Origin of the sequence: Devosia yakushimensis (assembly GCF_030159855.1) — a bacterium.
GTDB classification, from domain to species: Bacteria; Pseudomonadota; Alphaproteobacteria; order Rhizobiales; family Devosiaceae; genus Devosia; species Devosia yakushimensis.
Genome location: NZ_BSNG01000001.1, coordinates 2,409,585 through 2,431,475 on the forward strand (window position 1 = coordinate 2,409,585; position 21,891 = coordinate 2,431,475).

18 protein-coding genes are annotated in these 21,891 nt (G+C 62.6%); 4 read left to right on the top strand and 14 right to left on the bottom strand.

The genetic code is table 11. The annotated features are described in order from the left end of the window. Positions 1-32: 32 nt before the first annotated feature. From QQL79_RS11725 to QQL79_RS11755, 7 genes are all read right to left on the bottom strand, one after another. Positions 33-1,079: a glutathione synthetase gene (locus tag QQL79_RS11725; protein ID WP_284391014.1), complete on the bottom strand. Its 1,047-nt coding sequence runs from the start codon at positions 1,077-1,079 to the stop codon at positions 33-35. An 8-nt stretch (positions 1,080-1,087) separates the two neighbouring features. Next, positions 1,088-2,941, bottom strand: coding sequence for a flavohemoglobin expression-modulating QEGLA motif protein (locus tag QQL79_RS11730; protein WP_284391016.1), 1,854 nt, complete (start codon positions 2,939-2,941; stop codon positions 1,088-1,090). Next, the gene (locus tag QQL79_RS11735) at positions 2,938-3,771 is read right to left on the bottom strand and encodes an N-formylglutamate amidohydrolase (protein ID WP_284391018.1); all 834 of its coding nucleotides are present in this window, start codon (positions 3,769-3,771) and stop codon (positions 2,938-2,940) included. The genes QQL79_RS11730 and QQL79_RS11735 overlap by 4 nt, the downstream gene beginning before the upstream one ends. A gap of 151 nt (positions 3,772-3,922) precedes the next feature. After that, complete coding sequence (locus QQL79_RS11740; RefSeq protein ID WP_284391020.1) at positions 3,923-4,513, bottom strand: ABC-type transport auxiliary lipoprotein family protein; 591 nt, start codon at positions 4,511-4,513, stop codon at positions 3,923-3,925. 9 nt (positions 4,514-4,522) lie between these two features. Further along, a complete protein-coding gene (locus tag QQL79_RS11745; protein WP_284391022.1) occupies positions 4,523-5,836 on the bottom strand; it encodes an MlaD family protein in 1,314 nt (437 codons plus the stop codon). 3 nt (positions 5,837-5,839) lie between these two features. Next, on the bottom strand, positions 5,840-6,607 hold the full coding sequence (locus QQL79_RS11750) for an ABC transporter ATP-binding protein (RefSeq protein WP_284391023.1): 768 nt from the start codon (positions 6,605-6,607) through the stop codon (positions 5,840-5,842). A gap of 3 nt (positions 6,608-6,610) precedes the next feature. Beyond that, on the bottom strand, positions 6,611-7,738 hold the full coding sequence (locus QQL79_RS11755) for an ABC transporter permease (protein WP_284391025.1): 1,128 nt from the start codon (positions 7,736-7,738) through the stop codon (positions 6,611-6,613). A 323-nt stretch (positions 7,739-8,061) separates the two neighbouring features. On the opposite strand from QQL79_RS11755, the gene uxuA reads away from it, so the two are divergent. Beyond that, a complete protein-coding gene (gene uxuA, locus QQL79_RS11760) occupies positions 8,062-9,243 on the top strand; it encodes a mannonate dehydratase (protein ID WP_284391027.1) in 1,182 nt (393 codons plus the stop codon). Between the two features lie 171 nt (positions 9,244-9,414). On the opposite strand, the gene QQL79_RS11765 is transcribed toward uxuA, so the two are convergent. The 5 genes from QQL79_RS11765 to QQL79_RS11785 all read right to left on the bottom strand — a co-directional run bounded on the left by QQL79_RS11765 (position 9,415) and on the right by QQL79_RS11785 (position 15,328). Continuing rightward, positions 9,415-10,266 (bottom strand): ABC transporter ATP-binding protein, encoded by an 852-nt coding sequence (locus tag QQL79_RS11765; protein WP_284391029.1) that lies wholly within the window; start codon positions 10,264-10,266, stop codon positions 9,415-9,417. After that, positions 10,263-11,291 carry an ABC transporter ATP-binding protein gene (locus tag QQL79_RS11770; RefSeq protein ID WP_284391031.1) on the bottom strand — a complete coding sequence of 343 codons (1,029 nt, stop codon included), beginning with the start codon at positions 11,289-11,291 and terminating at the stop codon, positions 10,263-10,265. The genes QQL79_RS11765 and QQL79_RS11770 overlap by 4 nt, the downstream gene beginning before the upstream one ends. A gap of 3 nt (positions 11,292-11,294) precedes the next feature. Then, positions 11,295-12,152 carry an ABC transporter permease gene (locus tag QQL79_RS11775; RefSeq protein WP_284391032.1) on the bottom strand — a complete coding sequence of 286 codons (858 nt, stop codon included), beginning with the start codon at positions 12,150-12,152 and terminating at the stop codon, positions 11,295-11,297. Positions 12,153-12,157: 5 nt separating this feature from the next. Next, positions 12,158-13,162, bottom strand: coding sequence for an ABC transporter permease (locus QQL79_RS11780; protein ID WP_284391034.1), 1,005 nt, complete (start codon positions 13,160-13,162; stop codon positions 12,158-12,160). A gap of 273 nt (positions 13,163-13,435) precedes the next feature. Further along, positions 13,436-15,328, bottom strand: coding sequence for an ABC transporter substrate-binding protein (locus QQL79_RS11785; protein WP_284391036.1), 1,893 nt, complete (start codon positions 15,326-15,328; stop codon positions 13,436-13,438). Positions 15,329-15,660: 332 nt separating this feature from the next. On the opposite strand from QQL79_RS11785, the gene QQL79_RS11790 reads away from it, so the two are divergent. Then, complete coding sequence (locus tag QQL79_RS11790; RefSeq protein ID WP_284391039.1) at positions 15,661-17,265, top strand: GH39 family glycosyl hydrolase; 1,605 nt, start codon at positions 15,661-15,663, stop codon at positions 17,263-17,265. Positions 17,266-17,457: 192 nt separating this feature from the next. Here the strand turns inward: QQL79_RS11790 and QQL79_RS11795 are convergent, their stop codons facing one another. Beyond that, a complete protein-coding gene (locus QQL79_RS11795; RefSeq protein ID WP_284391041.1) occupies positions 17,458-18,117 on the bottom strand; it encodes a GntR family transcriptional regulator in 660 nt (219 codons plus the stop codon). Between the two features lie 27 nt (positions 18,118-18,144). Then, positions 18,145-19,158 carry a Gfo/Idh/MocA family protein gene (locus QQL79_RS11800; protein ID WP_284391043.1) on the bottom strand — a complete coding sequence of 338 codons (1,014 nt, stop codon included), beginning with the start codon at positions 19,156-19,158 and terminating at the stop codon, positions 18,145-18,147. Between the two features lie 180 nt (positions 19,159-19,338). Here QQL79_RS11800 and QQL79_RS11805 point away from each other — a divergent pair, with 180 nt between their 5' ends. Next, complete coding sequence (locus QQL79_RS11805) at positions 19,339-21,039, top strand: IlvD/Edd family dehydratase (protein ID WP_284391045.1); 1,701 nt, start codon at positions 19,339-19,341, stop codon at positions 21,037-21,039. After that, positions 21,036-21,887, top strand: a complete 852-nt coding sequence (locus QQL79_RS11810) for an amidohydrolase family protein (RefSeq protein WP_284391046.1) — start codon at positions 21,036-21,038, stop codon at positions 21,885-21,887. The genes QQL79_RS11805 and QQL79_RS11810 overlap by 4 nt, the downstream gene beginning before the upstream one ends. Positions 21,888-21,891 lie beyond the last annotated feature (4 nt).

Below are 21,891 nucleotides of genomic sequence, written 5' to 3' on the forward strand. Positions count from 1 at the left end.
CGTCGCTCTAGCCCACTTTTCCGCACGATGCTCTAAAGCGTTGCCAATGCGCGATTGATGATGGCGTGGCCATAGGCCTGGCGGATGGCAAGCTTGGCCTCGAGTGCGGCGATGACGCTGTCGCAGAAATTGGTGTCGTACATTTCGGAGAGGTTGTTGAGGCCGCCCGGGGTGAAGACGTTGATCTCCAGAATCTTGTCGCCGACGATATCGAGGCCGACCAGGAACATGCCGTCCGCGACCAGCTTGGGGCGGACGGTTTCGGCTATGGCGAGCATTGCATCGGTCATGTCGACGGGCTCGGGTCCGCCGCCGACATGAACGTTGGAGCGGATTTCGCCCTTGGCGGGGACGCGGCGGAAGGCGGCATATTTGCCATCGCGCAGCAGGGGCCGGCCGTTCATCAGGAAAAAGCGGACATCGCCTTCGGAGGCCTCGGGGATGAAGTCCTGGGCGATCAGATAGCCCTCCCCGCTCACAGCCTCGAAAATCTGATTGAGATTGGCATCCTTGGGGGAGCCGATCTTGAAGACGTTCTTGCCGCCCGAACCCTGTAGCGGCTTGACGATGGCGCCCTTTTTCTGGCCGTCGATAAAGGTCCTGATCTCCTCGATGCTTTTGGAGATGAGGGTAGCGGGCCGGACCGAGGCGGGGAAATCCTGGAAGTAGAGCTTGTTCTGCGCCATGGCGAGGCCATCGGGATCGTTGAGAACGATAACACCCCTCGCAGCGGCCAGGCGGCCGAAAATGGTGCCGGTATTGGCAGCCCAGGGTCGCTCGGCGGCATCCTGGGAGGGATCGTTGCGCAGCATCAGGATATCGATCTCGCTGACATCGATGGTTTGGACGCTGGTCTTGTCGCCCTGCAGGTCCTTGTGCAGGGTTTCGGCTTTCTTGTAGCTGGCCGATGGCAGGGTGAGCGCGCGGACCATCAGGCTATCGTCAGGCCGCAGCACGAAATCGCCGGGGGTGACATAGCAGATATCGTGGCCTCGATTGAGGGCGGTCAATGCCAGAACGGTGGTGGTGTAATTGGCGGTTTCGCCGGCAATGGAATTGACGAAAAAAGCGATACGCATGAGTTCTCCTAGCGCGCGATGAGATCGATGGGGGCGAGGCCGGAACGGGCTTTGGCCAGACGTTCTTCGGCGCCCTTGATGGACAGGAATTCGGGAATGAGCCGCGGCCCCTTGAGCAGGCCACGGGTATTGAGTTCCTGCATGACGGCAAAATGGGTGGCGGCGATCTTGCCCATCCAGAACGGCTCGAGCGCGCCGCCGCCTTCGAGGTGCTTGAGGATTTCGAGCAGGCCGCGCAGATAGATGGCGTCCTTGGCGAGGCCCCCGCCGCGATGGACGCGCAGGGCCAGATTGAAGGCGGCCTGGAGGGGAAAGCCGAGATCCTTGGTCAGGAGGCGGAAATTGTCCTGGAAAGTCGCGCCATCGAGCATGGCGGCACAGGCCAGGACGCGCGCGGCGATCAGGCGCAGCCGGGCGACGGTCATGCCGCCGGCCAAATATTCGGCCAGTACGGCCAGCCCTTCCTGGGCGCCTTCGTAGCCGGCAAGGCCCGAGCGGAACAGGCGCAGGCCCTGGGCGGAGCCGTTGTAATAGGTGAGCAGATGGACGCCCACTTCATGGCTGAGCAGGGCCTCGACGCGTTGGCGCGCCATGGTGGTGCTGCGCGAAATCAGCAGGCGCCCATTGGTGACCATGAGGCCAGCCGGCAGGTCGTCGCGCAACTCGATGGTGGCGGCGAAGGCGTCGTATTGGCTGGCATAGGTGGCGATCATCGCCTGCGCCTTGCGTTCGACAAAGGCATGGTCGGCGGTATCGGGCTCGGTGTCTTTGCGGCCCGCCCGCTTGGCGGTGGTATCGAGAATGGATTGCGCCATGGCCAGGAGTGGCGGTTCGACCGAGCCGTAAAGCGCACGGCCAAGCTCGACGAAGCGCCGTGTTTCGCGGGCAGCGAGCAGGGAGAGTTGCAGATCGAGCTCCTGCTGCTTTTCGCGATAGAGCTGGGTCAGGACCGGGTCTTCAAAATGGTCGAGCGCTATCGAAAACAGCGCCTTTTTCTGCCTGTCGGGCGCTATGGCCAGGGGGCGATAGAGGAAATTGGGTGCCCGGTGATAGCCGCCTTCCTTGAACTGCGCCCAGGCGGCCTCGGCATTGATGGGCGTCACGGCGAGCAGGAAATCGAAGGATTGGGCCACCTCGTCCATTGCTTTATCTGCCCGGCCAACGGCATCGATGAAAACCTGCCGGCCAAGGGCGCGGTGGCTGGGCAAGGCCAATTTGGTGGTGGCGGCGGCAAAGCTGGCCGCGGCCTGCAGGCCTGCATCGAAGATATTGGCGACGACCCGTTCGCGGAGAGCGGGATAGAAGGTCTTGGAGCCGGAGACGCGGTAGATGGGCGCGAAGCGCACGGTGAGCGTGGGGAACATGGGCACCCGGCGGGCGAGACTGGCATGGGGATCGCCGGCCAAAGCATGCTTGGCGATGCGCGGCACGCGGAATTTATTGGTCACGGCCTCGACCGAGCCGACAAAAGCCGAAAGCGCCGCCTGCGCCACCGCGTCATCGGGTGCCGACAGCCCCAGCTCGAATGGCGGTAGATAGGGGGAGTCCTTGGCGAGCTGATCGCGCGCCAATTCGCCGACATCGAGCAGCAGGAAGGCGCCAAAGCGGGCCTGCATCTGTTCGCCCACAAGACGGATGACCGTGACCGCTTCGCCGAGATTGCGCACGATGAGATAGGCGGCATTGGCCATGGCGATGTCACGGGCGGCCGGCTGGCTGCGGCGCGCGAGGTGGACGCAGAGAAAAGGCATGGGCCGATCGATATGGAGCCGGCTACCATTGCCGAGATCGAGGCGAATAGGCGTGCCGGCGTCCAGCGCGGCACTGACCTTTTCCCGCAGGCCGGCCGGCTTGGCACTCATCGCCCCGCCTCCAGCGCGGTTTCGAGCATGGGGATGGCGGCGGCGATGGTGGCACGTATGGCGTCGAGCGCTTCAAGGTCGGGTTCCCCGGTCCATTCGTCCATGAAGAATTTCTTGAATTCGATGGCAATGGCGCAGCCGGTCAGCGGGAAATTCTGGTGGACGAAACGGGTCTGTTCGCCCTTCCCCTCGAAAGCCACATTCTCGCGGACGTCCATGAAGCGACCGCGGAAGCGCAGGCTGCCCAGAATTTCCATGAGGGGATCGAGAATGTGTCCCCAGCGCTCGCGATCCATGGAAAAGGTGCCGATATTGATGTCGGGGGCTTGGTCGGGATCGGTGGGGGGGTCGTCCGGGCCGGCGCGGCGATGATTGTAGCTGTGGACGTCGAGCAAGACGAACTGGCCATGGTCGGCCTCGATGCCGGCCAGGGTCTGGCGCAGCATGGCATAATAGGCGTCATGAATGCGCAGGGAGCGCGCGATGATGGCCGGCGATGGCGGCTCCTGCCAGACCTGCAGCCCCCAGGATTGCTCGGGCCGCAGGTAAACCGAGCCATCGCGGGCCCGGTTGAGATCGATTTCAAAGCGGGAGCGGTGGAAGACGATCTGGTTGGGCACATCGAGAATGGCGTAGGCCGTGAACGGGTCTTCCTCGCGCAGGCGACCGGCCTCGTCGAGCGCCATGCGATCGAGCGCCTCGGGGCGGACATGATGACCATTGTGGATGGCCGTGCCGATAATGGGCGAAATGCCGCGCTCCAGCGTCCACAGGGCTGTGGCGGGCGGGAAGAGGTGGACCGGGCTGAGATCGGTCGCTGATTCGGTCATGGGTGCCATCCGACTGGATGGGACCGGTGTTTCAGCAACCTGACCCGGCCATCCTTTGCTTGCGCTGTTCACGCAATAACAACGTGGCCGGTGTGGCGGAGTTCCAGGGGACCGGCAGAGACGCGTGCTCTGACCGGTCTATGCCAAGGGTTTACGCGTTGCGGGCGGTCCAGACCAGAATCTGGCCCATGACATCGGCCAGGGCGCCATCAAGGGCAGCGATGGCGGCGACTGCGGGCTCGACCACACCGGGACGGGAGGCAGAGAAGACCTGGCTGGCGAAAATGGCGCCGCGCTGCTCATCGACCAATTTGGCATTGATGGTGACAGTGGCTTGGCCACCCTTGCCCACATCGATCTCGAAAGCGCGCAATTCTGTCGCCAGCGTCACATCGACACGCAGCTGATCGTCAGGGCGGCCGACATTGGGGAAATTGCTGGCTTCGAAGGTTTGCAGCAGCCGGGTCTGCACCAGGCGCGGCAAGGTATCGGACAATTGTGCTTCGGGCAGATAGCTCAGCACATTGCCGGCATCGCGGACGACGACGCGCTGGGAATCATAGGTCTGCACTGTCTTGGGCACGGTAATGACCACCACGCGGGACGAGCGGCGGCGGGTGTTGAGGCCATCCACACTGCCCAGATCGTAGGTGACCGGGGCGCGAACGCCAAAACAGCCAGCCAGACCCAGGGCCAGGACCGAAGCCCCACCAACCATGAACGAACGTCGTGCGAGGCTCATCTGCGGCCCTTATTGCTTGGTGTATTCACGAACGGTCTCTCCCCCAAAGATGAGTCCTTGCGGATTGTTTTCCAGGTTGCGCACCACCCGGTCAAGCCGCGCGAGCGTGCCACGGGCATCGACGGCAAGCGCAGTATATTCGGACAACCCGCGGGAGGTGAAATCGTTCAATCCCGCAGCGATGCGCGCCGTATTGGCGTTGAGCTGATCGGCCAGGTCGCGCACCGATTGGGCGGCCTCCGCCAGATCGTTGAACAGCCCCTGCCCTTCCACGCTCGATACGGACGCATCGACCTGGGCCAGGATGGAATCGACCTTTTCAACCGAACGGGTCAGCGAGTCGGAAACCGCGGTCACATTGGCGACGATGGTATCGACATTTTCCGAATTGTTGCCAAGCGAGGTGGCGAACTGATCGATATTGGCGATGACGCGGCCGACAATGGCTGGATCGACCTCGGCCGCAACCTGATCGATGACGGTGACGGCGCTGTGCAGGCCTTCGGTCAGCTGGGTAAGATTGTCCGAGAGCACCGAAGTGCTGGCGAAGAACTTGTCGATCTGATCGGAATTGCGCGCCAGGCTATCGGAGAAGGTGGTGATATTGGCCACCACCTTAGTCACGTCCTCAGGCGGGACGGCGTCGACCAGGGCGCTCACCTTGACCGAGAGCGAGCCGATCTCGTCGGCCATGGGGCCGATCTGCTTGCCGGCATCGGCAATGCTGGCAAGGGCCGCCTGCACACCATCGGAATTGGCGGCCAGGGCAGTGCTGAAGCTCTCGATATTGGCGAGGGTGGTGTTGATCTTGTCGTCATTGTCATCGAGCAGGGTATTGATGCGAGCAACGGCGGTTGAGGCGCCATTGACCGAGGAGGAGAGGCCATCAATGATCGACTGGAAATCCGACACTTGGGCATAAAGGGTGGGCGCCGAGCGGCCGGGGCCGATGGGCGGCTCGCCGGCGCCCGGAGTGCCGCCGGTCAATTGCACCGAACCGCCGCCGGTCAGCCCCTGAAAGCCAGTCATGACCTTGGTATCGGCGCGGACGGGGGCGGTGGCGTCGACTTCGACGCGGGCCACGACGCGGTTGGAATCCTCGGGATCGAGCTGGACGGTCGAGACCTGGCCGATGCGGATGCCGTTGAAGAGAACGTCGGTGCCGCGGGCTATACCGCTGACAGTGCCAGTGAAGACGATGTCATAGGGCTTTTGGGCGATATTGGCCGTGGGCGCCGCAAACCAGTAAACGAAGGCAAAGAGCGCCGCGACCACCGCGGTAGCCAGCACTCCAACGACTGCGTAATTGGCATTGTTTTCCATAGGCTAACCTTCAAGGCCGTGGGCACGAGGCCCGTGGAAATAGTCGCGAAGCCAAGGATGCGTGCTCGCCCGCATTTCTGCCATCGTGCCCGCCAGCAGCAATTTGCCATCCGCCAGCGCCACGATACGGTCGCAGGCGGTCGCCAGGCTGTCGAGATCGTGTGTTACCATAAGCACCGTCAAATCCAGCGTGTCGCGCAGAGTAACGATGAGTTCATCGAACTTGCCGGCCCCGATAGGGTCGAGCCCGGCAGTGGGCTCGTCGAGGAACAGAATCTGCGGATCGAGCGCCAGGGCGCGCGCCAGGGCAGCCCGCTTGATCATGCCGCCGGAAAGCTCGGAGGGATAAAGCTGGGCGGCCTTGGCCGGCAGGCCAACCAGGTCGAGCTTGATGCGGGCGATGTCGCGGCGCAGCGTGGAGGACAGATGCAGGTGCTCTCGCATAGGAAATTCGATGTTTTCCAGAACACTCAACGAGGAGAAGAGCGCCCCCTGCTGGAACAGAATGCCCCAGTTGCGCTGGGTGGCGACGCGTTCCTCGCGGTCGAGTTCAGCATAGTTGCGACCCAGAATGCGGATCTCGCCGGTGCTGGGCAGGAGGCGGACAATGGCGCGCATGGTGACGGACTTGCCCGAACCCGAGGGGCCGATCAGCCCCAGGATTTCCCCGCGATGGGCCTCAAAGCTCATGCCGTTGATGATCTTGCGGCCGCCAATCTCGACCTTGAGATCGTGCACGCTCAATACGGGTGGGGAGGTGGTTTCCGCCATGGGCTAAATCCCCACCGCGGCGAAGAACACCGCAAAGAGGCCGTCCGCGACGATGACGATGAAGATCGACTTCACCACCGATGAGGTGGTGCGGCGGCCCAGCGATTCGGACGAGCCTTCGACCTTGAGCCCCTCGATCGAGGCAATAAGCCCCACGAGAAACGCCATGAACGGCGCCTTGACCATGCCCACGATCACGCTTTTGATGCTCATCGCATCCTGCAGGCGACCGATGAAAATATCGAAGGGAATGTCGCCATAGACCAGCGAGACGATGGCCGCGCCAACCAGGCCGGACATGGCGCCGATAAAGGCCAGCAGGGGCAGCCCGACAACGAGCGCCACGACGCGGGGCAGCAGGAGCGCCTGATAGGGATCGACACCCATGACCTGAAGGGCATCGAATTCCTCGCGCATGCGCATGGAGCCGATTTCGGCGGTGATGGCGGAGCCGGACCGGCCGGCCACCATGATGGCGGCGAGCAGGACGCCGATTTCGCGGAACATCAGGATGGCGGCCAGATCGACAACCAGAATCACGGCGCCGAAATTGCGCAGCTGCAGAATGGTCTGCTGGGTGATGATGGCTCCGACGACCAGCGAAATCAGCGCCACAATCGGGATGGCGCGCAGAACGATCTGCTCGAACTGATTGACAAAGCTGGGGAAACGCAGCGGCGCCTGGAAAGAAAGGGTGCGCGCAAAGGCCGTGATGATGCGGCCCTGCACGACATTGGCGTCGAAAATATCCTGTCCCGCGCCGATGAGCGCGCGGCCAAGCTGGTCGAACGGATAGACCAGGAAATTGGGATGGCTGGGGGGTGCGACCTGTTCGAGCGGGTTATCACCTATGCGGTCGAGCAGGTGTTTATGCTGTTCGGTGCCCCCGACAAATTCGACACGGCCGTCACCCAGCCGATGACGGAAATTGCCCAGCAGCCACGCGCCCACTGTATCGAGCCGGCCAATGCCATCGAGATCAAGCTGAACAGGAGCGGTTTCTGCTCCGGGCAGCGCCAGATCGGCCAGCTCACGTTCCAGGGACCGGGCGGTGGCCGACGTCCAATCGCCGGAACAACGGATCAGTGATCCGCCGGTCGCGCTGGTTTCGATAGTGGTCTGCCGTGCCATTCTGCCCTTACCGACGCACCAGAAATGGCTGCGCTGCCAATAATATGTCGCAAAATTGCCATTTCGCTAGTCTTGCCGGCCGGGCGGTTATCGAGTTTTGCCGCGACTGACGCAGAAGTGCCACGTCTGGCTTGCGCCAAGATTGCGACAAATGCCCCGGTCCGGCCGATGCCTGTTCTGGCTGTGCGCACGGCAAGTGCGGTATCCGCGACAGTCCAAAAAGTCAGCGACATCGAGTGCATAGGCGGGCAAAAGCCCGATTATTCTTGGCGGCGCGGGCTAGGACGGCTAACATGTTAGTATTGCTTATCTAGGAGGAATGCGTGCTTCAGTCTTGGCGGTGGTTTGGACCTAATGACCCGGTGACGCTCGATCAGGTGCGGCAGGCGGGGGCGAGCGGCATCGTCACGGCTCTGCATCACATTTACGATGGCCGGGCCTGGACGCCTGCCGATATTGCCGAACGCAAGGCCGTGGTGGAAGCAGCAGGGCTGGTCTGGTCGGTCTGCGAATCGATTCCGATCCACACCTCGATCAAGCTGCGCCGGGGGCCGTATCGCGACTATATCGACAATTGGAAGGTGAGCCTGGCCAATCTCGGGCGCGCCGGAGTGCCGGTGGTCTGCTACAATTTCATGCCGGTGGTGGACTGGACGCGCACTGACCTGCGCTATGTCATGCCCACCACGGGGCTGGCGCTGCGTTTCGACATGGCCGAGTTCGTCGCCTATGACGCCTTCGTGCTGAAGCGCGCCGGGGCCGAGGGCGATTATGCGCCCGAGCTGCTGGCGGCGGCGCAGGCCAAGCTGGCCGGAATGAGCGAGAGCGCCATTGCGACGCTCGAGACCAATATCATTGCCGGCCTGCCGGGCGGCGAGGACAGCTATGACCGCGAGGGCATCCGCCGGAGGATTGCTGAATTCGACGATGTCAGCGCCGATGACATGCGGTCCAACCTCGTGGAATTCCTCAAGGAAGTCGTGCCGGTGGCGGAGGAGGAAGGCGTGCGGCTGGGCATTCACCCCGATGATCCGCCGTTTTCGCTGTTCGGGCTGCCGCGCGTGGTTTCGACGGCAGCGGATATGCGCTCGGTGCTGGGGGCGGTGGATAGCACTGCCAATGGGCTATCGTTCTGTGCGGGATCGCTGGGATCGCGGGCCGATAATGACGTGGTGGGCATGGCGCGCGAATTCGCCAGCCGGATCAATTTCGTGCATTTGCGCAATGTCAGCGTCGAGCCGGACCGCTCGTTCAACGAGGCCGAGCATCTGGGCGGCGATGTCAACATGGTCGATATGATCAGCATTTTGCGGGCCGAGGAGCGGCGGCGGGAGGCGAGCGGACGGGCCGATACGGTTATTCCGATGCGGCCCGACCATGGGCATCTGCTGGCCGACGACATCCACAAGAAGACCAATCCGGGCTATTCGCTGATCGGTCGGCTCAAGGGGCTGGCGGAACTGCGCGGGATTATTACGGCGGTGGATCAGCTGCAGGGGGCGTGAGGGCCGCGATCCGGTTCCCTCCCCCTTGAGGGGAGGGCTAGGGTGGGGGTGTCGCGGCCTCCATGAAACTCTATGCTGGTGGATGGCTCGACACCCCCACCCTCAATCCCTCCCCTCAAGGGGGAGGGAAGCAGATCGGGGCTCTTGATCTGAGGAGGATGTGGCCGAAGACTACACGCCCTCGACCAACGCTCGTCTCTGCCGGATCGCTGCAGCGGCCGTTTTTGGGTCTGGCGGCAGCACGGCGTTTTTCAGCGCGATGGAATAGGGATGTGTCGGGTTATCCAGCACGGCCCGGGCGTTGCCGGCTTCGATGACTTCGCCTTTTTGCATGATGATGACGCGGTCGGAGATGTAATAGGCCGTCGCCAGGTCATGGGTGATGTAGATGATCGACACCTTCAGATCGTCGCGGAGGGCGCGGAAGAGGTTGACGATGGACATGCGCAGGCTGGCGTCGACCATGGAGACGGGTTCGTCGGCGACGATCAGTTTGGGGGATGGGATCAGGGCGCGGGCGACGGCGACGCGTTGGAGTTGGCCGCCGGAGAGTTCGTGGGAGAAGCGGCCCTTGAGTTCGGCAAGGGACAGGCCGACGCGTTGCAGGGCTTCGTCGGCTTTGATCTCCTGTTGCGCCCTGGTGTCGGCGCCGGTGAAGCGGCGGGCGGTGGCGTAGAGATAGGTATCGACATGGGTGAGCGGGTTGAACGCCTCGAAGGGGTTCTGGAACACCGGCTGCACCCGCGTCATGAAGGCCTCGCGCTGGGCGCGGGTGCGGATGGTGCCGATATCGGTGCCGTCGAAGACCAGGCGCCCGCCATCGGGCACTTCATTGCCCAGGATCATCTTGGCCATGGTGGATTTGCCGCTGCCGGATTCGCCGACAATGGCGAAGATTTCCGGCGTGTCACTGGCCAGCGAGAAGCTGACATCGTTGACGGCGGTGATGGACTGGCGGGAGAAGAGGCCGCCTACGCCATAGCGCTTGGTGACGTGGTCGAGTTCGAGCAGGTTGTGGCTCATTGCACCGATATCTCCCCGGCCCGGAAACAGGCGACGCGGCCGCCAGTGGTGCTGGGCAGCATTTGCGGCACCTCCTTGGAACAGCGATCGATGGCGATGGGGCAGCGCGGATGGAAGCGGCAGCCAGATGGTGGATTGGCGAGGCTGGGCGGCTTGCCGGCCAGGCTCTTGCGGGTGGAAATATCGCCAATGCGGGGGAGGCTGGCGATGAGGTGGGCGGTGTAGGGGTGTTGCGGATTGTCGAACAGGGCCTGGGTGGGCCCCTCCTCCGCCAGGCGGCCCGCATACATGATGGCGAGGCGGTCGGTGATGGCGGCGTGGACGGACATGTCGTGGGTGACAAAGACTACTGATGAGCCCAGGCGCCCCTGCACTTCCTTGATCAGGCCGAGCACGTCTTGCTGCACCAGCACGTCGAGGGCAGTGGTGGGTTCGTCGGCGATGATGAATTCGGGTTCGCAGACGGTGGCCAGGGCGATGGTGACGCGTTGGCGCATGCCGCCGGACAGCTGGTGGGGGAAGGCTTCGAGGACGCTGGGATCAAGGCCGAGGCGCTGGAGGTGGCTTTCGACGCGGTGGCGGAAGGCGGCGGAGTCGAGGCCCATGTGGCGATAGGCGAAATTGTTGAAGGCACGCTTGATGCGGCGGACCGGGTTCAGCACGCTCATCGAGCCCTGCATGATGTAGCTCAGATGTTGCCAGCGGGCGGCCTGCATCTTGGCGGGCTCGGCATAGACATCGATATGCTTGCCGCCGAAATCGAATTTGACTGTCCCCTCGACCACGCGCATGGGCGGACGAATGGCGCCGGCCAGGGTCTTGATCAGCGAGGTCTTGCCCGAGGAGGATTCCCCGGCAATGCCATAGACCTCGTTGCGGCGGACGGTGAGATCGATGCCATCTACGGCGCGGACTTCGCGGCGGACGCCGAAATGCTCGTTGATGTAATAGGCCTTGAGGTCCTTGATGGTGAGGACGTCTCGATTGGTCACAGCGGGTCGTTCAGCGAGGAGAGTTTCAGTCATGGCTCAGGCTCCCATGCGCGCGAGGCGGCTGCGGGGGTCGATATATTCGTTGACGGACATGGCGAGCAGGAACAGGCCGAGGAACAGGATGACCACGAAGATCATCGGCACGGCGATCCACCACCAGATGCCGGCGACCATGGCGGAGTGGGCATTGGCCCAATAGATCATGCCGCCAATGGTGGGGCGGTTGATGTCGGAAAAGCCCAGGATGGAGAGCGTGACCTCGAGGCCAATGGCCCAGATGAGGTTGTTCATGGTGGTGAAGAAGACGATGGGCATGACATAGGGCAGATGTTCGCGGAACAGGATCTGGCCGGTGCGCATGCCGGAAAAGGCGGCGTGGCGGGTGAATTCGCGGGTGCGCAGGGACAGGGCGACCGAGCGGATCAGGCGGCTATCATGGGTCCAGCCGAGCAGAGCCGCGGTGAGCGCCAGGACTGGCCAGGTCATCTGGTCGCGCAGCACGAAGACCAGCAACAGCAGGATTGGGATGTTGGGGAGCGCGCCCAGCGTGTCGTTGATGGCCATGATGATCTGGTCGGTGCGGCCGCCGATATAGCCCGAGACGAGGCCGACGACGATGGCGATGACGCGACTGATGGCGGCGACGACTATGCCGAACATCAGGGTGTTGCGCATGGAGATGGCGAGTTGCCAGAAAATTTCCTGGCCGCGGGAATTGGTGCCCAGCCAGTATTCGGCCGAGGGGGGCATGTCGGGGATCACCACATAGATGTCGTTTTCGCCATAGGGGGCGAAGAAGGAGCAGGCGATCAGCGCGAGGATGATCAGGATCAGCAGGGTTCCCAAGAGGAACTCGCGATTGTAGCGCAGCAGATCGAAGAGGACTTTGAACATCGGCGCTATCCCAATTTCACGCGGGGGTCGATCAGGGGGTAGAGAATGTCGATCAGGAATACGGCGGCGGCCACGGCGATGATGGAAATGGTGGTCACCCCCAGCACGAGGCTGTAATCGCCGGCATAAATGCCCGCGACCATCAGCTTGCCGATGCCGGGATAGTTGAAGATGAATTCGACGATGACGGCGCCGCCGAACACATTGCCGAGGCTCAGTGCCAGGCCCGTGACCTGGGGCAGCATGGCGTTGCGGGCGACATATTGGGAAAAGATGGTGCGCGAGGGCACGCCACCCAGTTCGGCATAGACCACATAATCATCGGTGACGATGTTGGAGACCAGCGAACGCATGGCGATGAACCAGCCGCCCATGCCGACCAGCACCAGGGTCAGCGCCGGCAGGGTGCCGTGGGTGATGACGGACTGGATATAGGTCCAGGTCATGGCCGGGTCGAGATTGAGCTGGGCGCCGCCGCTGATGGGCAGGATGGGCCAGAGGAAGCCGAAGACGATGACCAGGGTGAGGCCGGTTATGTAGGTGGGGATGGGCTGCATGGCCATGACCAGCACGCCGACCACTTTCATGGTGCGATTGTTGCGGAAATAGCCGGCAATGGCACCAAGCGTGTTGCCGATGATCCATGAGATGATGGTGGCGAGGGTGAGCAGACCCACCGTCCAGGGTAGAGCGCGGCTGATAATGGTCATGACCGGGGTGGGGAAGGCCGAGAGCGAGGGGCCGAAATCGCCCCGGATCACGCGGCCCCAGAAGGTCAGGTATTGATCGAGCAGGGAACCATCGGTGCCATAGAGCTCGCGCAGGGATTGGCGCAGGATTTCGACGGTGCGCGGATCGGTGGAGCCGAAATTGGTCAGCAGCGACACGGTCTGTTCGATCGGATCGACCGGGGAGAAATGGGCGATGAGGAAGGCCAGGGTGACGCCGGTGAAGACCACGAACAGGAATTGTCCGAAGCGCTTGGCGACATAGGTGAGGTAGCCGTTCATATCCGTTTGCGTCCCATGGCAGTGACTATGAAACCCATATTGGTGCCCTTCCCTGGTGTGGTCCCCTCACCCTGACCCTCTCCCCGGAGGGGCGAGGGGATGGGGCTGGTGGTTCACGATCTACCGCGCTCTTTCCCGGCGTCATTCCCGCGCAGGCGGGAATCCAGCTTTCCTGTGCTCCGGCGCGCTATCGCCGGAGTGGATTCCCGCCTGCGCGGGAATGACGTTGTGGACGTTGGGGGACCGGCGGGATGACCAGCCGGTCCCCTGCCCTTACGGCTTCGGTGCGTTCGGGTTGGCCTTGAGGCTCACCACCATGTAGCGCAGGTTGGACCAGTTGGGGCCCGAGGCCGCGTAGGGGTTGGCGGCGGAGGGATAATTGGTCCAATAGGTCGTGTCGAAGGGAGCGAACTTGTTGTAGGCCATCAGCGGGATCATCGGCATTTCCTCGACGGCGAGCTTGAGGAAATCGATGCCGAGGGCCTTTACTTCCGGCGAGTCGAAGGCCAGCGAACGGTTCTTGTCGATGATCTCGTCGAGGCGCGGATCCTGCCAGCGCTGCAGATTGCGCGGGGGCTGGATTTCGCCCAGCGGCTTGATGAAGTCGGACCGGTAGCTATCGAGGAAGAAGCTGAGATCGGGATGGCCGCCCCAGGTTTCGACGGTCCAGAAGATGGCAGTTTCGAAATCGCCGGTGCCCATGCGCTGGCCATGCGTGGGGCCGGCGACATCGACCGTGGCCTTGATGCCGGCCTGGCTCCATTGCTGGGCAATCACCGTGCCGGCGCGGGCCAGGGTCGGGATGGCATCGCCTTCGACCTGGACGCGGATTTCGAACGGGGTGCCGTCGGGCTTGAGCCATTGGTTGCCATTTTTGGTGAAGCCGGCCTTTTGCAGCAATTCGGTGGCGGCCTGAACATCCTGCTTCCACCAGCCAAAGCCGAACATGCGTTCCAGCGGGGCCTCGTCGGTGGGAATATCGGGCCATTGGCCACGCACCATATTGGCCAGCTGGCCGGCCAGGCTCGAATCATAGGGCTTGATGGTGCGCGAGCCGGTGTTGAGCTCGAAATTGGTCAGCCAATCCTGCATGGGCACGAAATAATCGTCGGGAGCCGAGCCGGTGGGCGGCACGGCAAGTGCCGACAGATTGGCCGCGCCGCGATAGGCGCCGAGCGCCACGGCGCGAATGTCGATGAGCAAAGCCAGGGCCCAGCGCACATCCTTGTTGTTGAAGGGCTCCTTCTGCAGATTGAACAGCACCGAAGGCAGCGTCGGATCGGGATGGGCATAAGGGAAGCCGGGCAGCCAGGCGGCCGTGCCCGGCGCATCGCGCATGATGGAGAACATGCCTTCGGGCGCGATGTCATTGATCACATCGAGATTGTGATTGCGCTGGGCTATCACACGAGCTTCGGGATTGCCCGAAGCGGCATAGACCACATATTTGACCTCGGGCTGGCCCCAATCCATGCCGATGGAGGTGCGCTGCCAATCGTCGCGCAGCTTCCAGATCGCCCAATTGCCCGCCTTGTCGTAATTGTGCAGCACATAGGCGCTGAGCGAGATCGGCGGATTGTTGTTGAAGGCCAGCGGGTCCTCGACCTTTTCGAAGACGTGCTTGGGCATGATCCAGGCGGCATTCCAGCGCACGGTAAAGAGCGTGTGGAAGCGCGAATTGGGCGCCTTGAGCTTGAAGATGACCGTGTTGCGGTCGGGCTGCTCCATGCTCTCCACATTGATGGAGAAGGGCGCGCTCCAGCCCATGCCGGGGTGATCGATCTGGGTCTGGACGGTATAGACCAGGTCATCGGCAGTGAATTCGACGCCGTCGCTCCAGAAAATGCCCTCGCGCAGCTTCACCGTCATTTCGGTGAAGTCGTCATTATAGATGGGTGGCTCGGCGGCAAGTGCGTTTTGCCAGGCATCGACGCCGCCCTCGGGATTGATGAACCACAAGGTATCGGTGGTCAGCTGTTGCAATCCGTTGACGTTGGAGCCGCCGCCGGGGGCCCAGATATTGAACCAATCGGCGTTCTGCGCGGTGGGGCCCTGCACAATCAGCGCCTCATTGCGGGGAATGCCGGCGATGAAATCCTGCGCCAGTGCCGGCAGCGCCAGCATGGACGCCACTGCGGCAATGGCGATTTTCTTGAACAAGCTCATAGGTCTCCTCCCTAAGCGCGTCTGACGCGATGAATTCCCGTGATCGTTAGGGCTCAGCCCCATCGCTCCGTCTGTCCGCGCCGCGTCTTGAAAGACGCTGAACCTCTCCTCGCGGATTTCGTCGTTGCGGCGTCTTTATCGACAATTTTTGCGCGGACCACAACCGCTAGTTTCAATAATTCGATATTTTGCGCGGATTTTTGCGTGACCGCGGGTGGATTGGCGATAATCCATGTATCTTATTATTGACAAAGCGGCTGACTGACTTAGGTTGACTGACGTCACCACCCGCCCCAGCGCAACCCTGCGCGCCCGCCTCCTGAGGAAGACAGATGAGCCAGCCTATCGATGTGAAGACGAGTGTTCGCGCCGACCGCCCGACGGGGGCATATAAGCCGCTATGGGCCTGGTTCGGCTATGACGAGCCGAACTACACCTATACCGAGCATGGCAAGAAGCTGCTGGCGGAACTGACGGAACTGAGCCCGGTATCGCCGCATATCCGCACGCATAACCTGCTGACTTCGGGCGATGGGGTGGCGGCACTCAAATGGGGCTCGACCAATGCCTATACCGAAGATGCGAACGGCAATCCCGTCTATGACTGGACCATTATGGACCAGATTTTCGACGCCTATGCCGAGGCGGGCAATACACCGCTGGTGCAGATCGGGTTTACGCCCGAGGCGCTGTCGGACGATACGGGGCCCTATCAGCATAGCTGGCAGCCCGCCGACAAATACGCCACCATCCTGACGGGTTGGGCGATGCCGCCCAATGACCTCAAGAAATGGGGCGCGCTGATCGAGGCCTGGGCGCAGCATCTGGCCGATCGCTATGGCAAGGAGACGGTGAGCGCCTGGCCCTGGGAAGTGTGGAACGAGCCGGACGGCATCTATTGGAAGGGCACAATCCCCGAATTCTGCGCCATGTATGATGTGAGTGCGCGGGCGGTGAAGAAGGTGCTGCCCGATGCACGGGTGGGCGGACCACATACATGCGGGGCCTTTTCCAACCCCAAGGCGCAGACCTTTCTGCGGGCCTTCCTCAAGCATGTGGTGGACAATAATTCGCCGATCGACTTCATCGCCTTTCACGCCAAGGGCAATCCCGTGATCTGGCAGGATCATGTGCGGATGGGGTTGCATAAGCATCTGCGCGATATCGAGGCCAATCTGGCGATCATCAATGAATTTCCGTCACTGACGCATTTGCCGGTGATCATCGGGGAATCCGATCCCGAAGGGTGCGCGGCCTGTTCGGCGCGCGTGCATCCGCAGAACGGCTATCGCAATGGACCGCTCTATGGCGTCTATGTGGTGGAGAGCATGATACGGACCTATGAATTGAGCCAGCGCGCCAATATCGAGATCGAGGGCGCCGTGACCTGGGCCTTCATGTTCGACCAGCAGCCGTGGTTTGACGGGTTCCGGGACTTGGCCACCAATGGCGTCGACAAGGCGGTGCTCAACGGGTTCCGCATGCTGGGCAAATTGGGCGGGGAATGGCTGGAAACCGCCAGCACGCATCGCCGCGACATTGGCGAGATCATGCAGCATGGCGTGCGCGAGGCGCCGGACGTCAATATCGTGGCGACGCGCGACGACAAGGGCGTGAGCGTGCTGGTCTGGCATTATCATGATGATGATATCGCGGGGCCGGATGCCGAGGTTTCCATTGCCATTGAGGGCTGGGGCAGCAAGCCGGCGAGCCTGAAACATTTCCGGATGGATGAGAGCCATTCCAATGCATTTGGCGTTTGGAAGGCGATGGGCAAGCCCGAGAACCCGCAGGGGGCTGACTATGCCAAGCTTGAGGCGGCTGGGAAGCTGGCGCAGATCGAGGATAAGGCAAGTGTTGCTGTGACTGATGGGAAAATTGAACTCCGTACTACTCTGCCGCGGCAAGGTGTCTCCCTGCTTCGTCTCGACTGGTAATGCGGCAAAGAGCGCGCCCTTCCTCCCGGGCGCGCTCGTTTTTGTTTTGGGGTGATGACTGAGGGATCGGAGTACCCCCTCCTAGCCTCCCCCTGATAGGGGGAGGGATATCTCCACTCTTTGAACTGGATCGAGTTTGGGCCACAAGGCGGTCCCTCCCCCTATCAGGGGGAGGTTAGGAGGGGGTATCCCCTACCCTACGCGATCCAGATACCGCGCCTTGCTCGGCTGCAGGTGATCCACACAGAGCTGCGCCAGCACCCAATTATCCGTGCCCTTGAGCATGTCGATCATCAGGCGGTGGTGTTCGTGAGACACCCGCAGGGACGCCGTGTTGGCCATGGAATTGGCCCGGACGGGGAGGCTGAGGCGCATGTAGAGTTCGATGGATTGCACCAGATGCGCATTGCCGCAGGCGCCGAACAGGGTGAGGTGGAAACGGTCATTGGTTTCGTGCACGCCGCGCAGGAAGCCGGCTTCGATGTGACGGCCGTGTTCTTCGTGGATGGCGTTGAGTTCGGCAATGAGGCTATCGGGGGCCGGTAGGGGAATCCAGAGCGCGGCCTGACGCTGCAGCAATTCGCGGACGGCGTAGATTTCCTTGACTTGGCTGGCGGTGAGCGAGCGGACAGTGGCGCCGCGATTGCGCTCGCGCACCACGATGCCCATGGATTCAAGCTGCACCAGCGCCTGGCGGGCGAAATGGCGGGTGACGGCAAAGCGCGCCAGCAGCATGTCCTCGGTGAGCCGCGTGCCGGGCGCGAGGCGGCCGAAAATGATGTCTTCTTCCAGCGCGCGGGCGATGGAGAGATCGTCGTGCTCTTCGGCACCGGTTTCGGTCAAGCTATCCAAGGGCTGCTCCTGGCTGATCCGAACATTCTATCGCGGTTCTTGCGCCGGGTCGAACTGTGCCAGTGCGTAAATGGCTTCGACGAGGCGCAGGGTTTCCATATTGTCGGCGGGGGCGGTTTCGAAGGGCTTTTTGGCGTTGAGGCAATCGAGGAAATGGGCGATCGCGGCATCATAGGAGCCTTGATAGACAGCGTCGGCGTCGAATTGCTCGGTGTGAGGGTGCTCGCCAAGGGCGGTAAGCTGGGTGCCGTCGAGTTCGATCGTGCCACTTGTGCCGAACATGCGCAGGTGGTCGCGTGGGGCGGGTGGGGCGCCGTGGACGGCGAGGTTGCCGGTGACGTGGATCAGCAGGCCGTCGCTGCGGCGGCGCAGGGTGATGGCGGCAATGTCTTCGGCCGTTATGTCGGCATTGCTGCGCTCGAGGCGGGCGGCGATGACATCCATTTCGCCAAGGAGGAAGCGGAGCGTGTCGAGGTGGTGGATCAGCACTTCCATGACGAGGAGCCGCTGCTGGGTGCGGAAGAAGGGCTGGCGGACCAGAGCGGGGCGCTGGCCATCGGGGCCGGCGATCATGCCGCTGGAGAGGAATTCGAGACTGACCTGGCGGATATCGCCGGCCACACCGGCATCGAGCCAATCACGCAGGCGGCGATACCAGGCGCGGAAGCGCCAGTTTTCGTGCACCATCAATGTGGTGTTTGCGACACCGGCAACGAGGGCCGACGCGGCGGCAAAGTCGGTGGCCAGGGGTTTTTGGCAGATTATTGCCACCCCGGCTTGGGCGGCGAGGCGGACCAGGTCGGCATGGGCTTCGCGCGGGGCGCAGATATCGACAATGTCGAGATTTTCGTGCGCCAGCATGGAAGCGGCATCAGCATAGATGGCGGGGATGTCGAAGGCCTCGGCGCGCGCTTGGGCGGCGGAGGTGGAGGGGTCGGCTATGGCGACGATTTCAGCCTGGGCGCTGCGTTTTTGCCAGGCTGGCAAGTGATAGGCACTGACCCAACCGGCACCAATCATGCCCACTCGCCGCTTCTGCATATGCCCAGGCCCTTAAACTGATTTATCAATAATAGTGAAATGCACCGCCCGAAGGAAGTGAGAAATTTCGGCTATATGGCGCGATTGTGGATTTAGCGCAGCGCTTCTTTATTGACAATCCTTGTGAAGCCACTAGCTTGCAGGCAGACGGCAAAACAGCAGCCGGAACGGGAGTATCGCGTGTCGAACGGCCTTCGTCGGAAATTGACCAGCTATGGCGACCAGGGCTTTTCCCTGTTCCTGCGCAAGGCATTCATCAAGGCCATGGGCTATTCCGACGACGCGTTGGACCGGCCCATCGTGGGCATTGCCAATACCTATTCGGACTACAATCCGTGCCACGGCAATGTGCCGCAACTGATCGAGGCGGCCAAGCGCGGGGTGATGCTGGGCGGGGCACTGCCCATGGTGTTTCCGACCATCTCGATCCACGAAAGCTTTGCCTCGCCGACCTCGATGTATCTGCGCAATCTGATGGCGATGGAAACCGAGGAGATGATCCGCGCCCAGCCCATGGACAGCGTCATTCTGATCGGGGGCTGCGACAAGACGCTGCCGGCGCAGATCATGGCGGCGGCGAGCAGCGATATTCCGGCGGTGTTTTTGCCGACCGGGCCGATGGCGACGGGCCACCACAAGGGTGAGCGGCTGGGGGCGTGTACGGATTGCCGCCGGTTTTGGGGGCGGTTCCGGGCCGGGGAGATCGACGAGGCCGAGATTGGCGAGGTGAACAACCGGCTGGTCAGTTCGGTGGGCACCTGCACGGTGATGGGCACGGCCAGCACCATGGCCAATCTGACCGAGGTAATGGGGCTGTGCTTGCCACGGGCGGGTTCGGCACCGGCGACCGAGGCGGAGCGGGTGCGGCTGTCAGAGGCGACGGGGAGCCTGGCGGCGAAGCTGGCTTCAGAAGGCGGGCCGACGGTCAAGGAGCTGTTGACGCCAGCGGCGATCCGCAATGGGCTGGTGGCTTTGCAGGCGATGGGCGGGTCGACCAATGCGGTGGTGCATCTGGCCGCGATTTGCGGGCGGCTGGGGATTCCGTTGGATATGGCGCTGCTGGATGAGCTGGGGCGGCGGGTGCCGCTGCTGGTCGATCTGCAGCCGTCGGGGCAACATTATATGGAGCAGTTTCATAAGGCTGGCGGCGTGCCGGCCTTGCTCAAGGAAATTCGGGGCGAGCTTGATCTGAATGCGCCGACGATCCATGGCGCCAGTATTGGCGAGGTGATCGATGCGGTGGTGGATGAGCCGGGGCAGACCATTATCCGCAGCATGGCGGCGCCGCTGAAGCCGATTGGCACGCTGGCCGTGCTCAAGGGGAATCTGGCGCCGCGCGGGGCTGTTATCAAACAATCGGCGGCGTCCAAGGCGCTGATGCAGCATAGTGGGCGGGCGGTGGTGTTTGACTCGGTCGAGGACCTGGCCAACCGCATTGACAGCGACGACCTCGATGTGGCGGCGGATGATGTGCTGGTGTTGCGCAATGCCGGGCCCAAGGGGGCGCCGGGCATGCCGGAGGCGGGGTATCTGCCCATTCCGCGCAAGCTCGCGCGGCAGGGCGTGAAGGATATGGTGCGGATTTCCGATGCGCGGATGAGCGGCACGGCCTTTGGCACGGTGATCCTGCATATTTCGCCGGAGGCGGCTGCTGGTGGGCCACTGGCGATCGTGCAGAATGGAGATCGCATTACGCTGGATGTGCCGGGGCGGGTGCTGAATCTCGATATTGCGCCGGCCGAATTCGAGCGGCGCATGGTGGCGCTGCCGCCGCCGGCAGAGACGGCACGGCGGGGCTATGACCGGCTCTATCATGAGCATGTGATGCAGGCCGATGAAGGGGCCGATTTTGATTTTCTGCAGGCTGGGCCGTTGCCGTGAGTGACGCGCCGCTTTGTCTGCCGCCCAAGCCATTGGGCGCCCTGCCCCGCTTGCCGGTGGGCGCTTGCGATAGCCATTTTCATGTGTTTGAGGCCGGAGCACCGCTGGCGTCGCCGCGCAGCTATACGCCGCAGATACTGACTATTGCCGATTGGCAGCCTTATGCCGAGGCGGCGGGGATTGCGCGCGGGGTGCTGGTGCAGCCTAGCGTTTATGGGCTCGATAATGGGGTGATGCTGCGGGCGATTGCGCGTGATCCCGGGCGTTTGCGCGGGGTCGCCGTGGTGGCGCCGGATATTTCTGCCGGGGCATTGCGTGAGCTGGATGCGGGCGGGGTGCGCGGCATTCGGATCAATACGCGCAATAAGGCTGGAGTGGCGCTGGAGGCCGTAGCGGAATTACTCGGCAAGGTCGGGCCGCTGGGTTGGTCGGTGCAATTTCAGGTGCGGGCGGAGCAATTGGCTGATGTGGCGGCGCTCGAGCATGGCGAGGTTCCGCTGGTGCTGGACCATCTGGCGTTTATCCGGTTTGGTGAGGCGGATACGGGCGAACGGCTGGATGCGTTGCGGCGGCTGCTCGACCGGCCCAATATCTGTACCAAGATTTCGGCGCCCTATCGGCTGACAGCGCGGGCTGATTATGCCGATGTGGGGGCTGCTATTACGGCGCTTACGGCCTCGCATCCGCACCGGCTGCTCTGGGGCAGTGATTGGCCGCATACTGAATTGTGGGATGGGATGCCGGACGATGGCGATTTGCTGTCAGCCTATGAACACTGGCTCCCCGACCCGCAATTGCGGCAGCAGATTTTCGTCGATACGCCCAATTCCCTGTTTTTCAGCCGCTGACCGC

What these genes read in the sequence shown, in the direction of transcription:
- QQL79_RS11730 (WP_284391016.1), bottom strand. Translation starts at nt 2,941, where the DNA reads ATGAGTGCCAAGCCGGCCGGCCTGCGGGAAAAGGTCAGTGCCGCGCTG.
- QQL79_RS11750 (WP_284391023.1), bottom strand. Translation starts at nt 6,607, where the DNA reads ATGGCGGAAACCACCTCCCCACCCGTATTGAGCGTGCACGATCTCAAG.
- QQL79_RS11765 (WP_284391029.1), bottom strand. Translation starts at nt 10,266, where the DNA reads ATGAGCCACAACCTGCTCGAACTCGACCACGTCACCAAGCGCTATGGC.
- QQL79_RS11770 (WP_284391031.1), bottom strand. Translation starts at nt 11,291, where the DNA reads ATGACTGAAACTCTCCTCGCTGAACGACCCGCTGTGACCAATCGAGAC.
- QQL79_RS11790 (WP_284391039.1), top strand. Translation starts at nt 15,661, where the DNA reads ATGAGCCAGCCTATCGATGTGAAGACGAGTGTTCGCGCCGACCGCCCG.
- QQL79_RS11740 (WP_284391020.1), bottom strand. Translation starts at nt 4,513, where the DNA reads ATGAGCCTCGCACGACGTTCGTTCATGGTTGGTGGGGCTTCGGTCCTG.
- QQL79_RS11785 (WP_284391036.1), bottom strand. Translation starts at nt 15,328, where the DNA reads ATGAGCTTGTTCAAGAAAATCGCCATTGCCGCAGTGGCGTCCATGCTG.
- QQL79_RS11800 (WP_284391043.1), bottom strand. Translation starts at nt 19,158, where the DNA reads ATGCAGAAGCGGCGAGTGGGCATGATTGGTGCCGGTTGGGTCAGTGCC.
- QQL79_RS11780 (WP_284391034.1), bottom strand. Translation starts at nt 13,162, where the DNA reads ATGAACGGCTACCTCACCTATGTCGCCAAGCGCTTCGGACAATTCCTG.
- QQL79_RS11775 (WP_284391032.1), bottom strand. Translation starts at nt 12,152, where the DNA reads ATGTTCAAAGTCCTCTTCGATCTGCTGCGCTACAATCGCGAGTTCCTC.
- QQL79_RS11735 (WP_284391018.1), bottom strand. Translation starts at nt 3,771, where the DNA reads ATGACCGAATCAGCGACCGATCTCAGCCCGGTCCACCTCTTCCCGCCC.
- QQL79_RS11755 (WP_284391025.1), bottom strand. Translation starts at nt 7,738, where the DNA reads ATGGCACGGCAGACCACTATCGAAACCAGCGCGACCGGCGGATCACTG.
- QQL79_RS11745 (WP_284391022.1), bottom strand. Translation starts at nt 5,836, where the DNA reads ATGGAAAACAATGCCAATTACGCAGTCGTTGGAGTGCTGGCTACCGCG.
- QQL79_RS11725 (WP_284391014.1), bottom strand. Translation starts at nt 1,079, where the DNA reads ATGCGTATCGCTTTTTTCGTCAATTCCATTGCCGGCGAAACCGCCAAT.